A 14,859-nucleotide genomic window follows, 5' to 3' on the forward strand; every position below is an offset into this window, starting at 1 on the left:
GGCGATCCCCTTAAATTCTAGTTTCCACTGTTGCGGTCCAATGGCCGGAGAACACGCTCCGGCCATTAATGCATGTAAGAGAGCCGCCCAACCACTAACTCTGCCCTATGGTGTACTTGAAGATCGTAATCCCAACCGGGTTGGAAAATCCAGCAAGGAAAGCCCATCGGGCGTGCAAGCTGGGCCACGGTTGTATGCACGCCCGATCGACGGGTCCAGTTTGATTGATTGCTGCCATAGTACACATACTTCTTGCATCATAGGCGGAAAACCCAGCCCTGTATTTTAATTCTTACTGAAGTGATGCAGAGCGTTCGTTGAGCCTGGTGAGCTTATGGAGCTTCCCAGAGACACCTGTTACGGTCGTAACAGGGTGGAAGCACTGGTCATTACCACCTCGTGCTGCCCCTCGCGCGAGGATGAAGACTATGCATCGGACTATGCAAAACTGTACTCCCGCAGGAGTCGGCGCCACTCCGGTCCCTTAGGGTCACCCATGCGCCGGCGGCCGCGGCTAGTGGTGAATTGAAGATGCCCCGGGTCATACGGTCTGAAATTCTTAACCAACCGAGGGCCAACTTCAAACTCATCGGGAACAGTCGTGGCCCCAAAAGGAGCTAAACCCTCTCGTTGGTCTGCTGCCCACCCAGAAGCAAGTATGCATACTCAAGATGCCAAGCAAAATCCGCCTTCGCCGCGGACGCTCGGGCTATGCCTCTGAACAGTTTTTCGATGTCAAAGCTGTTGTAATCTCCGACCACCAGCGTAGTGGGTCCGGTTCGTTCAGTCCGTCCAAACCCCACATACAGCAAGGCGCGTCGGGGACCCGAGCGACAGATTCGATCGCGAGGAAATTATGATCCGGCTCACCGACGCCGGATGTCTCAGCCGTGCGGCTTTCAACGAGAATTGCGGTTCGGATACTTCATGCATTCCTTGGGCCTTTGACAGCCGAACCATAAACGCTGATGGAAAACTGCGGATATCCAGATGACAGAAGTCGTGATCAGACAAATATAGAGGGATAAACGTATAATCCTTACAAGGATTTATCGCTCGGTTGGATAGTTTTAAGGATTGTAATTCCCAATGTATTTCCAATCCTTCATCTTAAGAGACTTGGTTTTATATTGCGTTTTTATTGACAAAGTGCCGCAATGAGACTAGCGTTAAGCCTAAGATGGGTGATATAGGTAGCTAATCAATGCGACGGCGGGCACGTATCGACATTAGTACCATCGAACGGGCCATCCCCTTTGCGCGCCCAGTTGATAGCGATGAATTGGAGCTCGTCTCACCAGCACATAGCAATCCGCGAACCAAGGTTACCTGGGTCCTCAAGTCTCTAGCACCGCTTGGGCCTCTAGCCCGAACAATTATGGTTGAGTTTGAGGTGTGGACGCAGGGCCGAAAGGCCAAGACTGGACGCGCCGGGATCGTCGCAGTTCGTAAGCTTTTTAAGTTCATCATCGCCCAAGAAGGGGCTGTGGAGTCAATCCTTGCATCAGGTAGTCCGGTTGTTTGGCACCGTCACGTGAAGGCTTGGGCGAACGCCATCAAGAATGACGAGACGATCGCAATAGCAACCCGGAGCCAGTATATCGGAAACGCCCGTCAGTTTCTTAGGCATCTTCAATCACGCGGGCATATTCCGCGCTTCTCCTTGCCCCGTACACTCCGGAGAGTTCGTCAGGGTAGCACTCGAAAGAAGACGCTCGCTGAGACTGGGCTGGCCGTTGCCAGTGACGGCGAGAACACTCCGCCCCCGGGGGTCCAAGATCTTGGTGATGACGTTGTCGCACTATGGCGGGAACTTCGTGCCTCGCCCGATGTCACCTATGACAAGCCAAAGATGCTGGATCTACTAGATCTCCACCTTGAGGTCCTGCGAGGGGCAGCACAGGCTGAGGCACGTGCAATTTGGAAAAGCTTTCAAGATACGCAGAGAGCGTTGCAGCAGAGTCGTATTGACGCCGTCGAAGCCTTTCTCGCCAACAATGGTGGCAGGTTTAGCCGGGCCGCGGGTCACGGCGGAGGAAGTTGGTCGATCTTTGCTGAACGTGACAACTTACTCGCGTACCTGGAGAGCCGTCATGGCGGCTTGGTCCCGTCCCGCCACGAGGATCCCGCAATCTACAGATTTATCACAAATAACTATAGTGTCGCCGAAATAAGCCAGTTGCTGCATACGACCACAGACAGCGCGATCTGCTTCTGCATCATCATACTGATCGAGTCCGTGATGAATGTATCCTCACTGCTCGAGCTAGAGAAGGACAACCTTGAAGGTAGCGATCTTCCTGGTCACAAACGCATAACGTGGTGGAAGGATCGCGCCAAAGGAATCATGCTTTGGCGCGATCTCATTGTCGGCCCACGTGATCAAATGCTCATCGGTCATGAGGGCGATATCTCTGCGCCTCAAGCTTTCCAATGTCTTCTTGATATGCGCTCCCGACTTCTGCCACACGTTCCACCTTCCGAAGACAGTCTCCTCTTGATCGTCCGGCTCCTGGCGAATTCCCGCGAGATGCCGACCGTAGCCTCATCGATAGTGCCCCTTAAGGAGAGTACCCTTGGGCAGGCTTGGCATCGTTTTCGAAAGCGACATCCCCTCCTCGCAGACCTACCAATTACGCTTGATCAAATCCGTAGCACTATCGCGTTAAAACGTGCCTTGGAAACCAACGGTGACATATTTGTTATCAAAGATCTCCTTGGGCATTCCTCGATTGTAACGTCTGCAAACTACATCGAGACGGCAGTTGTAGGTCGCATCAACGAAGGAAAGGTCCGACTAGCAACGGAATTTCTTACCGTCGCCGCGACCGAAGGAAATACGGAGCTGCAGCAGAAGCTCGGCATCACTTCAGAACGGGCAGACGAGCTTCTTGGCAAGGCACGTAAGAAAGGCTTCGGCATAAAGTGTCGCGACGATAGAAAGGGAGCTGCACCCGGCACGCAGCCAGGTGAGGAGTGTGACCGCTATGAGCATTGTGCCGTTTGCACCGAAAGACTCGTTCATGAAGGGGTCGAGGCTGCTGCTGAAATGCTTGCATTCAAACGTCACATCCTAAGCCAGAAGCCTCGTCTAGAGCGCGAAAATCCGGAGCGATGGCGGGAAGTTTGGGCCGTTTTTGTCATCTTCTTGAACGTTGCATTGATACGAATGGGAGCAAATTTCCGCGCACAAGGACGTAAACTCGCAGCGTTGATCGATTATTCCGCCGTTGTATTGGACTGACTCCGATGGCGTATTTCCCTGAACTGAACCCGGACCTGCCTCGTTCTTCGAGCCAACAAGATGTTAACTTTACGCCTCGTCAACGTGAGAGCTTCTGGGACGATCGGAGCTTCTCATGGCTCGAAAGTTCGTGGGACGATCCGTACTGGGACATCAACGTAGGAAGAAGGAGACCTGAGCGAATACGTTGGGATCGTAAGCTCCCTGGTGGCAGTCGCCTCACTGAGCCACACTGCTCCGTCCTCCTAGAGAACCTCAGGCTCTTTTGCGCCATCCTCATGGAGGATCCTTTCGAGATGATGAGGCTTGAGGGCCGTTCAACAGGCGTTGGACGTGTTCGAAAACTTCTTACAATAACAGACTGGATGTTGGCTCAGAAGATTTTACGGTTCTCAGATATTACCCCGGTTGACTGGGATGATTTTAAGGTAAGAGTGAAATGGGGAGCAAAGGCTCTTACCGGAAGTCGAGAAGTTACAGATGCTGAGGGCATCACGGCTGAAGCGATTCTTGAGTATTTTCGACTATTCCAGCATCTTTATGATTTCCATCAAGCTGAATTCACCGACGGTGGGCGGCTTTTGCCTGACGGCCTGCTGTTCAAGCCATTTAGTGCTAAAGAAGATGCGATCTCGCTTGCTCGTGCCCTAGGCGAGGAGACTGGCAAGACTAAGACGATACCAACCCACGTCGCTCTCTATGCTCTCAATGCAGCCATTGAATGGGTTGTAGAGCACGGGCCTGAAATTCTCAGTCTACGCGAACAAGCTGCTCACGAATGGCTACTCGTTGAAAGGGAGCATACTGACAGGGTGCCGAGGCCGAGCTCCTCCGAAGTTAATCGCCGCCTCGCAAACGCAATAGGTGATATGCTCGAGAGTCCAGAAAAGATACCACTCTACGGCTCGACCATTAGTCGGACCTCTTTGGCGGCTCAGATCGGTATCTCGCCTCCGCCCTTATACTCCAACTCCGTCTGCGTCGAGATGATCGACATGCTCCAGGATATCATGGATAATCCTGAAGGCTCAGTTTCGCCAGGTAAGCGCGACCGACTTCTGGTTCTCATTAAGCATTGGTCGTCCGTTCCGGCTCAATCTTCGGCAGGGAAAATTTACCCTGCAAGGATAGCCAGAGATGTTGCAGAACGTATCAGGCTGCCATTCACGGGGAGCAAGCGTACCAAGGGGGAACCTTGGCCTGTAAAGGTGCTCGGTTCTAGCATTCATGAGAGACGCAGCCTTGAGGCAGTCACCAACCATCTCTGGACCGCTTCTTTTCTCGTTATTGCAGCATTTATGGCAGATCGCCTCGAAGAGGTGCTGGAGACTGAAGTCGACTGTCTAATTCTAGATCGGCCAGAGGGGCCCTATTTCGTAAATAAAGCTTGGAAGGATACGCATACCGAGAGCGGCATTGAATCTGCACGACCGTGTCCGGAGGTTGTTGTCAAGGCAGCGGAGATCCTTCGGAAGCTCGGCGCACAAGCTCGGGAGGAGACAGGTTCGGCTAAACTATTCATGTGTGATCACAGGCACGGTTGCTCTGTTGCTGACGAAACTACTGCTCGAAAGCGTCTGGACGCATTCTGCCAATGGATTGGTATTCCTGCTGATGAAACGGGTGAACTATGGTCGATTGCTCCCCATCAGCTCAGGAGATTCTTTGTTCAGGCGTTCACGTGGCAATATGAGCTCGGTGTGGACCTCTTGGCTCTCAAGCAGCATCTTCGGCAGGCTGACCTCGAGACCACAATTCGATATGCAACTTCGGCACTACTTGGTGAGATGCTAAACGAAGAGGAGAAAGCGCTCACAGTCTTCATTATGGAGAAGGCAGCTTTTGACGGATTAGAGCTCAGCGGCGGCTACGGCGAACATTTGCTTCGGGCCTTTTCGCGTCTCCGAGTCAGGGTCGGGCCGCCCGAGAAGCTAGCTGAAGCCATCAGGAAGCATCAAGAGAAACACAATATTCTTCTTAAACCAAATCCTTGGGGCTACTGCGTGTGGTCCCTTTCGCGGGCAAGATTTGCTGAATGTGCCAGACGGGAAGGAATTACGGCACCTGCTGGTCCTGTGGCGGCCCACCGATCGTCGAGAACCTGTGGCAAATGCCTGAACCTCCTTACACATAGTGGATTCGCGCCTTTTTGGCGTACTGCCCAGGCACGCTTTGAGGCAATGCTAGCAGTTCCAGGTATTCCGCCAGTGTGCTCGAGAGCCGCACAGGAAGGTATCACAATCTCCCGTCGCTTCGCGCACGCTGGCTCAAGGCAGAAGGAAGGCACCCCTCATGAACTCGAAACAGAGAGCGAAACGGCAAAAGAGCCGCATCAAGATTGATGGGAAATCCAAGGTACCGAAAGTTGCCGCTATTGCATCGGCAAGGGCTACCGATAGGATACGCGATGGTATCAATGCCCTCCGGGCTATCAAGACGTCCCGAGAGGCCACAGCGGCAGTGGCGAATGGGTACCCGTGCTCCGTTGATGCATTTCGAAAGTGGAAGGGTATTGGGTCGGATACTCTCTACAAGACTAACCGCCGTTACCTTGAAAGTATCCAAATCGAGACAGCTCGCATTCGCAACCTGCACGATCAAGCCCTGCAGAGTGTAAACAAAACTGATAGACCCGCCTCGAAGGAGTATCAGATTGCGGAACTAAAGAGCCGGATAAAATATCTCGAAGACATCAACTCACTCATCGCTGGTGAAGTCTTGAGTGCGGGAAAGTCCTGGGAGAATGAGCGACGACATCGACTCTACATCGAAGCGCACTATAAAGAGGTGACCGGTCAAGAGCCGCCCGGACCTACTGTCATTGAGACACAACCGTCAGATCAAGACGCACGACCAATTGAAGTCAAAATTGCTGATATCGAAGCCCACCGACTTAAGAGGCAAAACGCTGAGCTACAAGATCGAAGTGTATGAAGCTAAGGAATACAAGCGAAGCGAGCCGCCTCTGTTAGTTCAGCTGTAGGAGCTAAGAAGCCCATGGGTGCCACAACGGAGTTGCTTCGCCTCGATGATCCGCAGTGTTTATATGCCGACGCGCGAATGACGCTCAAGACAGTCAGTATGGATGGGCAACCGGTAATCCTCGCAGAAGGGCGCGTGCATTGGGCTGCGACGAATTTTCTTCGTAATCTACGAGAGACAGGCCGCTCGATTGCGACAGTCGATAACTATAGGTCGATCCTGCAGGACTTTCTTACGATCGTGCATGACGCAGGGCGTACATGGGATATGGTCGACGATGAGTTCCTTGGAACTTGGCGAAGACATCTAATGGAGGATAGAGGAATAGCCAATGGAACTTTTAATGACCGAATTGATCTGATTGTTCGTTTCTATAGGTGGTCGCAGGAAAACTACTGGATTCAAAATATCATAGGTGAAGGTTCCGCGAATGGGCGAAAGTATCCGATCTCGCTTGCTGACCATCCTCGCAAGAGAAACGCTAAGATCAGCGATTGGCGGTTTTTAACAGAACGCAAGTCCATAACGGAAATTCCGTCACAGCAAGTGCTTGAAGATATCGATTGCGAGATCGCGGTCGGGCGAAAAGATAGAGATCTTGTCGAGCGGGATCAGATCGTGATTGCGTGGTTGCGAGGTCCCGGATTGCGGCGCTCTGAGGTGCTGCGGTTGAAATGTCGGCAGATACCCACAATTGACCAAATTGATGCGCTTGAGGACAGTTTGGATGATGATCCTATCGGTGCGCTCTTGTACAGGATAGTTATCAGGCGCTCGAAGCGGGGCGGAGAACGCGCGATATACGTTCCTCTCACCCTCTTACGTCGGACTAGGGAATGGATCGATGGTTATCGTCGCAAGATGCTAACTGCGAAGATGAAACGTGGCGTCATTCTCGCTCGGCCTCAGGAAATTTTTGTGTCGACGAAGAGCGGTAAGGTACTGCAGGGGCAAGCTATCTCGAACATGTATATGCGTGCGCGTACCAATGCTGCTCGCCTAGTCGCCTCAGAAGGACGCACTGTTCGATCCGCGGTTCCGCATCGGAAGGCAAGGATTCACCACTTGCGACATGTTGCTATTACAGACCAGTATTTGATGCGGAGAATGGCAGGTCAGGATCAAGGAACTGCCCTGTGGAAAACTAAGGAAGTGGCTGGGCACCGGTCTGTGCGTTCGACCGAAATCTACATGCATATTGGTGAGCGTCTGTTGCCTGAAGCGAAGCAGGCTGAAGAGACTGCTGCCAAGCACCAAAACAATCTCGCCGAGAGTCAGCGTAGGATCGATGCCATTAGAGCAGCAGGTGGCCAGGAGGCCGTATCAGCTGTGGACGAAGTACAGCAAGCGATAAGTGACGGAACTATTTCGGCTGTAGAATTGAAAGAGTTCCTCAAAGTTCGCAGGGGATCGAAGCGTGGGAATCGGGGAGGTGAAATCAAAAACAGTGTCAGCGTGTCAGAGGTTGTAGCGTAAAATATCCCCAAGAGGTCCTGCCTTGTCTTTGGCTGGAAGGTGCTGCTTTACCTAAAGCGTGTTGAACTTCTTTTAGCCCAGATGAATGCGCTGACGAGGCAAATGAAGGGCATGAATGAATATATTCCGTGATACCGGTAATCATGCCTTGATCCCGTCTCTGGAGCCTCAACCGCAGGTCTCGTCGCGGCGGCAGAGTGCCCGTCGACGGAGGGGTCCAGTGGCCGGCGTGTGGTTCCTTGTGGCGGAGTTGCATCTAGTCGACGGATAGCTGCGGAATCCTGTAGCGCGACACTGTACAAGCGAGACAGTTCTGATACTCCTTTTCCCAATAAACCGAAGCTGTCGAAAGCGGCCATCATGAGAAAGTCCGGGGCGCATATTGTTTCTGATTTACACCATCCCGGGAAGCACCTCCGGAGGATGATCCTGCAGGATCTTGGGCTGTCCGTGACCGAGGCTGCCCAGTTGCTCGGTGTCCATCGAGTAGGGCTCTCACGCCTGCTCAACGGGCGCGCTTCCCTGTCCGCCGAGATGGCGATCCGGCTGGAAAAAGCCTTCGGGGCGGATGTGGAAGCCCTGATGGGGATGCAGAACAGCTACGACATCGCCCAGGCCCGCTTGCTCGAGGGGCGCATCACAGTCGAGCGTTACCTCCCGCCGTCCCATCAGCCGATCCAGGCTGGCCTGTCCCGATAATCACGAAAGTCTTTCAAAATGCGGCTTGAGGAGATCGCTCCGGGGCAGAGCCTCACGGGCGTCGAACCTACCCAGATCGTGACCGTCGTCGCGGCCGTTCCCATCGGGGAGGGGGCGCTCCAGCTGATCTACAGGACGCCGGACGGCGTGATGAAGGACCGGATGCTCGGCCGCGTCGAAGAGGCGGCGATCGACAAGGCGGTTGCCGGCCGGCCGTTCTCCTTCGATGGGGACGGGGCCGCCTTCCAGCTGACCTGCGAGGCCAAGCGGATTGACCTGGCGTTCCTGTTCGACCCGATGATGGCGGTGCATACCTCGAACGTGCAGCCCCTCCCGCATCAGATTACGGCCGTCTACGAGTCGCTCCTCCCCCGGCAGCCCCTGCGGTTCGTGCTGGCCGACGATCCGGGAGCCGGCAAGACGATCATGGCGGGGCTCTACATCCGCGAGCTCGTCATGCGGGCTGACGCCCGCCGCATCGTCATCGTCGCGCCGGGTAGCCTCGTCGAGCAATGGCGTGACGAGCTGTTCGAGAAGTTTGGCCTCGAGTTCAAGATCTATTCGCAGCTGCTCGAGCAAGCCTCGCCCAGCGGAAACCCGTTTGAGGACCACCACCACCTGATCGTCCGGCTCGACCAGGCGTCCCGCAACGAAGAGCTGCAGGACAAGCTATGCGCTGCAGGCTGGGACCTCGCCATTTTCGACGAGGCCCACAAGCTCGGAGCCCACTACTTCGGCTCGAAGCTCGAGAAGACCGGCAGGTACCGCTTCGCCGAGAAGCTGGGGGCTCACACCCGCCATCTGCTCCTGATGACGGCGACGCCGCATAACGGCAAGGAAGAGGACTTCCAGCTGTTCCTCGCTCTGCTGGACTCGGACCGGTTCTATGGGAAGTTCCGCGACGGCGTCCATAAGGTCGATGCCTCCGACCTGATGCGCCGGATGGTCAAGGAGGAGCTCCTCAAGTTCGACGGCACCCCGTTGTTCCCGGAACGTAGAGCCTACACAGTCAACTATGCGCTGTCCGACATTGAGGCGGCGCTCTACGAGGCGGTGACGAATTACGTCCAGACCGAGATGGGCAAGGCGGACGAGCTCGAGGGTGCGCGAAAGGGATCGGTTGGGTTTGCCCTCACGGCCCTGCAGCGGCGTTTGGCTTCAAGTCCGGAGGCCATTTACCAATCTTTGAAGCGGCGCAGGGAGCGCCTTGAGAGCCGCTTGCGGGAAGAGAAGGTTGGAACTCGGGGCCGGAGTATTCTGGCGGAGACCCTGGAGCATGCGCCGGAGGACGACGACGACCTGAGCGCCGAGGAGCAGGAAAATCTCGAAGAGACTCTGATCGACGACGCCACCGCGGCCCGGACGGTCGCGGAGCTGGAGGCAGAAATCATCAGCCTCAAGGGACTCGAGCAGCAGGCGAAGCAGGTCGTCGCCTCGGGCCAGGACCGGAAATGGGATGAGCTGTCGAAGATCTTGCAGAACGAGTCGGAGATGCGCGACGCGTCAGGCCGGCAACGCAAGATGATCATCTTCTCCGAGCATCGCGACACGCTCAATTACCTCCATCAAAAGATCGCTGGTGTCCTAGGCAACGATGAGGCCATCGTCACGATCCATGGCGGTACCCACCGTGACGAGCGGCGCCAGGTCCAGGGGCTCTTCCGCACCGATCCGAACGTGCAGGTGCTGATCGCAACTGATGCGGCCGGAGAAGGCGTGAACCTTCAGAACGCCAACCTCATGGTCAATTATGACCTCCCCTGGAACCCGAACCGCCTCGAACAGCGTTTCGGCCGTATCCACCGCATCGGTCAGACCGAGGTGTGCCACCTCTGGAACCTCGTCGCCAAGGAGACCCGCGAGGGCGACGTCTACCACCGGCTGCTCAAGAAGCTGGAGGTCGAGAGCGAGGCCCTGAAGGGGCGCGTGTTCGACATCCTCGGTGAGGTCTTCGAGGACAGGAGCCTCAAGGATCTTCTGATGGATGCCGTCCGCTACGGCGACCAGCCGGAGGTGCGGGCCCGCCTGTCGCAAAAGGTCGACGCCGCACTTGATCATGACCACCTGAAGTCGCTGCTCAACCGGAACGCTCTCTCGCAGGAGGTGATGAGCCCCGAACGGCTCTTCGCCGTCAAAGAGGAGATGGAGAAGGCCGAGGCGCGACGCCTGCAGCCGTTCTTCGTCCGGGCGTTCTTCTCGCAAGCCTTCAACGCCCTAGGCGGCGTCATGCACCCGCGCGAGGCCGGGCGGTACGAGATCACGCACGTTCCCGTGTCGATCCGCGAGAGGGACCGGCGCATCACCAGTCGAAATCGCCGGGACCAGGAGCCCGTCTTCAAGAAGTACGGGCGCATCTGCTTCGAACGCGAGGGTATCCAGCCGTTGGACAGGCCTGGATTGCAGCGTGCGGATCTCATGCACCCGGGTCATCCATTGATGCTCTCGGTGTCCGACCTGGTGTTGGAGCAGCACGCGAACCTTCTCCGGCAAGGCGCCGTTCTGGTCGACCCGGCCGATGAAGGGACCGAGCCCTGGCTCATGTTCCTGCTGACCCACGAGGTGAAGTCGGGCGACGGGACGGTCCTCTCCAAGCGCCTCCAGTTCATCCGGGTCGGGCCGGACGGAAGTGCCTCGTTCGCGGGCTGGGCGCCGCACCTCGACCTCGAGCCCTTGCCGTTTGAGGAGCTCGACCTCGTGAAGGACCAGATTGCCGCGCCTTGGATCACAGCCGACCAGGAGGCCCGGGCCGTATCGCTCGCCGCAAACACCCTGGTGCCTGAGCATTACGCCGAGGTCGCCGAGCGCCGCATCGAGCACGTGGACAAGACCCTGAGGGCGGTTCACGAGCGCCTGACGAAAGAGATTGCCTTCTGGCAAGACCGTTGGATCAAGCTGAAGGACGACCTCGACGCCGGGCGGGACGTGCGGCTCCCCTTCGACAATGCGCGTCGCACCCTCAGCGATCTCGAAGGGCGGCTTGAGAATCGCAAGAGGGAGCTTCAGTCCATGCGCCACGTCGTCAACGGCACTCCCATTGTTCTCGGCGGCGCACTTGTTGTCCCTGCCGGTCTCATGCGTTCCCGCCGCGGCGACGAGCAATCTGACCCAGTTGCGGCGACTTTCGCTGCTGACGCTGCGGCTCGGGCACGAATTGAGAAGATCGCGATGGACGCGGTCCGGCGAGCTGAAGAGGCACGGGGATGCCGCGTCGTCGATGTATCGGCCGAAAAATGCGGCTGGGACCTGACATCCTATCCTCCTGCCGTCGACAGGAAGCAGCCGGATCCACGCCACATCGAGGTGAAGGGAAGGGTGAAGGGGGCGAGCACCGTCACGATCACCCGAAACGAAATGCTTTATGCCTTCAACCAAGGCGACAAGTTCGTCCTGGCGATCGTCATCGTCGGTGAGAACGACGTTGCCGAAGGTCCCCACTACATCCGCAATCCATTCGATCGCGAACCTGCCTGGGGTGTCGCATCTGTAAACTATCATCTGGGCGATCTGCTCGCCCGTGCCGAGGCCAATTAGAATGACCTATGCCATCAAAGCTCCAAAGAAGTTGATCGAGGTGGCGCTGCCGCTCGACGCGATCAACGCGGAGGCGTCTCGGGAGAAATCCATCCGGCAAGGACACCCGAGCACCCTGCATCTTTGGTGGGCTCGCCGGCCCCTGGCGGCGGCACGTGCAGTCATCTTCGCCCAAATGGTCAACGACCCGTCATGGAAGTGGGAAATGGACCACCCTACGGAGATACCGCCGAACCACCTCAAGGCGTCCTGGGCCAAGAGCCGGAAGCGGCTTTTCGGGATTGTAGAGGACCTTGTCAGATGGGAGAACTCTTCCAACCAGGAAGTTCTCGAAAAGGCTCGTGCCGAAATTCAGCGGTCATGGCGAGAGACCTGTGAGTTGAATAAAGACCATCCGGAGGCGAGCGATCTGTTTGATCCGGAGAAGCTGCCTGGATTTCACGATCCGTTCGCCGGTGGTGGCGCCATTCCTCTTGAGGCCCAGCGTCTTGGGCTTAAGGCGCATGCCAGTGACCTCAATCCCGTCGCTGTTCTTATCAACAAAGCGATGATTGAGGTCCCACCGACATTTTCGAACCGAGCTCCAGTTGGCCCCGCGATCCTGGGAGGTGGAACACCCGATTTTGATCTTGGCCGCGCATGGGAAGGGACGGCGGGCTTGGCTCAGGATGTGCGCCGCTATGGTGCATGGATGCGGGATGAGGCACAAAAGCGAATTGGTCATCTCTACCCACCCATTGAGGTCACCGAAGAGATGGCACGAGGTCGGCCGGATCTGAAGCCACTGGTCGGGAAGCGGCTAACAGTTATCGCATGGCTTTGGGCCAGAACAGTAAAGAGCCCAAATCCGGCATTCAGACATGTCGATGTCCCGCTAGCCTCCTCGTTCATGCTTTCGGCTCGGGCGGGAAACGCTACCTATGTTGAGCCTGTGATCAGCGGCGACAGGTATCGCTTCCAGATCAACGTTGGGAGCCTTCAAGAGGGTGAGAAGGCGCGGACTGGCACAAAGCTATCACGTGGGGCTAATTTTCGGTGCCTCATGTCGAACTCCCCAATACCAAGCGACTACATCTACAGCGAAGCTAATTCAGGGCGGATGGGCGCCAAGCTGATGGCCATCGTTGCCGAGAGTGGGCGTGGGCGGGTGTTCTTGCCGCCGACAGAGGGGATGGAGGGCATCGCGCTTCAAGCGAACCCACAATGGAAGCCTGATGTACCTATGCCCGAGAACCCACGGTGGTTCTCCCCGCCACTGTATGGGCTCCGCACGTTTGGTGACATCTTTACTCCTCGCCAACTCATCGCGCTAAATACTTACTGTGATCTCATTTCGGAGGTGCGAGCTCGGATAGAGAGAGACGCTATCACTGCCGGCATGAGCGATGATGGGCGACGCCTGTCTGCAGGCGGAACAGGTGCCGCGGCTTACGCTGATGCGGTCAGCATTTACTTGGCTATCGCTCTAAGCAGGTTGACTGACATATGTAACTCCCTTTGCCGCTGGGAAGTTACCAAGACCCAAGTACGCAATCTGTTCGGGCGCCATGCTATTCCCATGCTATGGGATTTTGCCGAGAACAACGTATTTGGCGATGCGGCCGGCGACTACGCTACAAGCCTCGCCAATATGGCCAAGGCTCTGGACCGGCTGCCGTCAACGACGTGTAACGGAGTTGTCGCCCAAGCCGATGCTCAAACTCAATCGATATCTGAGAGGAAGGTTGTTTCGACGGATCCTCCATATTACGCCAACATCGGCTATGCGGATCTCTCAGACTTTTTTTACGTGTGGTTGAGGAAAACACTGCGGGACGTCTGTCCGAACCTTTTTGCAACCATCTCAGTACCGAAGGCAGAAGAGCTTGTTGCGACGCCCTACCGGCATGGGAGCAACGAAAAGGCCGAGGCGTTCTTCATGACGGGCATGACAGAGGCAATGCATCGTCTGGCAGAGCAAGCACATCCGTCATTTCCGACGACAATATACTACGCGTTCAAGCAGTCTGAAACTGATGGTGCTGATGGAACGACAAGTACTGGTTGGGAGACATTCCTTGAGGCCGTTATTCGTGCAGGATTCGCACTAACTGGTACTTGGCCTATGCGAACCGAACTTGCCAACCGTATGATCGGGGCAGGCACCAACGCGTTAGCATCTAGTATCGTTCTTGTTTGCCGACCTCGACCACACAATGCAGCCACTATCTCGCGGAGAGCTTTTATTCGCGAACTCAACCAAGTCCTGCCTGATGCGTTGGATGAAATGACCCGTGGCTCCGGCGACGATCGGTCCCCAGTAGCCCCTGTAGATTTGTCGCAAGCGATCATCGGACCGGGAATGGCGGTCTTCTCGAAGTATGCTGCCGTCCTAGAGGCAGACGGGAAGCCAATGACCGTATCGACTGCGCTGCGACTAATAAATCGCTTTCTCGCAGAAGACGACTTCGATCCGGATACGCAGTTTTGCCTTCATTGGTTCGAACAAAACGGCTGGGGTGAGGGGCGCTTCGGCGATGCTGACACCCTTACCCGTGCTAAGGGCACATCGGTCGAGGGCGTAAAGCAATCCGGTGTCATCCACGCTGTGGGAGGCGTAGTGCGTCTTCTCAAGTGGGCGGATTATCCGGCCGATTGGGAGCCTGAAACTGACTTCCGCCTTCCTGTATGGGAAGTGCTTCATCAACTCATCCGCGTGTTCCGGACCCAAGGTGAGGCAGGGGCTGGCGAAGTTCTCGGCGCCGTCGCTGCCAAGGCGGAAGTAACGCGTCAGCTCGCGTACCGACTCTACACCCTCTGTGAGCGTGCTGGCCGGGCCGAGGATGCACGGGCCTACAACGAAATCATCACAAGCTGGAGCGCCATCGAGACGGCTGCCGCCAAGGCCGCAGGTCCGAAACAAGCCTCTCTCTTTGACGCCTGAGGAG

7 protein-coding genes are annotated in these 14,859 nt (G+C 56.2%); all 7 read left to right on the forward strand.

Translation table 11 applies throughout. The features are described from left to right. Positions 1 to 1,378: 1,378 nt before the first annotated feature. The 7 genes from AA309_RS23255 to AA309_RS23285 all read left to right on the forward strand — a co-directional run bounded on the left by AA309_RS23255 (position 1,379) and on the right by AA309_RS23285 (position 14,855). Positions 1,379 to 3,244, forward strand: coding sequence for a hypothetical protein (locus tag AA309_RS23255; RefSeq protein ID WP_047191416.1), 1,866 nt, complete (start codon positions 1,379 to 1,381; stop codon positions 3,242 to 3,244). A gap of 296 nt (positions 3,245 to 3,540) precedes the next feature. Continuing rightward, positions 3,541 to 5,586 carry a site-specific integrase gene (locus AA309_RS23260; RefSeq protein WP_160310527.1) on the forward strand — a complete coding sequence of 682 codons (2,046 nt, stop codon included), beginning with the start codon at positions 3,541 to 3,543 and terminating at the stop codon, positions 5,584 to 5,586. Then, positions 5,537 to 6,178, forward strand: a complete 642-nt coding sequence (locus tag AA309_RS23265) for a hypothetical protein (RefSeq protein ID WP_047191418.1) — start codon at positions 5,537 to 5,539, stop codon at positions 6,176 to 6,178. Before AA309_RS23260 ends, AA309_RS23265 begins: the two co-directional genes overlap by 50 nt. Before the next feature lie 63 nt (positions 6,179 to 6,241). Beyond that, positions 6,242 to 7,702: a tyrosine-type recombinase/integrase gene (locus tag AA309_RS23270; protein ID WP_047191419.1), complete on the forward strand. Its 1,461-nt coding sequence runs from the start codon at positions 6,242 to 6,244 to the stop codon at positions 7,700 to 7,702. Between the two features lie 360 nt (positions 7,703 to 8,062). Beyond that, on the forward strand, positions 8,063 to 8,401 hold the full coding sequence (locus AA309_RS23275) for a HigA family addiction module antitoxin (protein ID WP_047191420.1): 339 nt from the start codon (positions 8,063 to 8,065) through the stop codon (positions 8,399 to 8,401). Between the two features lie 18 nt (positions 8,402 to 8,419). Beyond that, entirely contained in the window at positions 8,420 to 11,932 is a 3,513-nt protein-coding gene (locus AA309_RS23280) for a helicase-related protein (protein ID WP_047191421.1), read from the forward strand. Between the two features lies 1 nt (position 11,933). Continuing rightward, positions 11,934 to 14,855 (forward strand): DUF1156 domain-containing protein, encoded by a 2,922-nt coding sequence (locus AA309_RS23285; RefSeq protein WP_047191422.1) that lies wholly within the window; start codon positions 11,934 to 11,936, stop codon positions 14,853 to 14,855. Positions 14,856 to 14,859: the final 4 nt, after the last annotated feature.

This window comes from Microvirga vignae, assembly GCF_001017175.1.
In the GTDB taxonomy this organism is placed as follows: Bacteria; Pseudomonadota; Alphaproteobacteria; order Rhizobiales; family Beijerinckiaceae; genus Microvirga; species Microvirga vignae.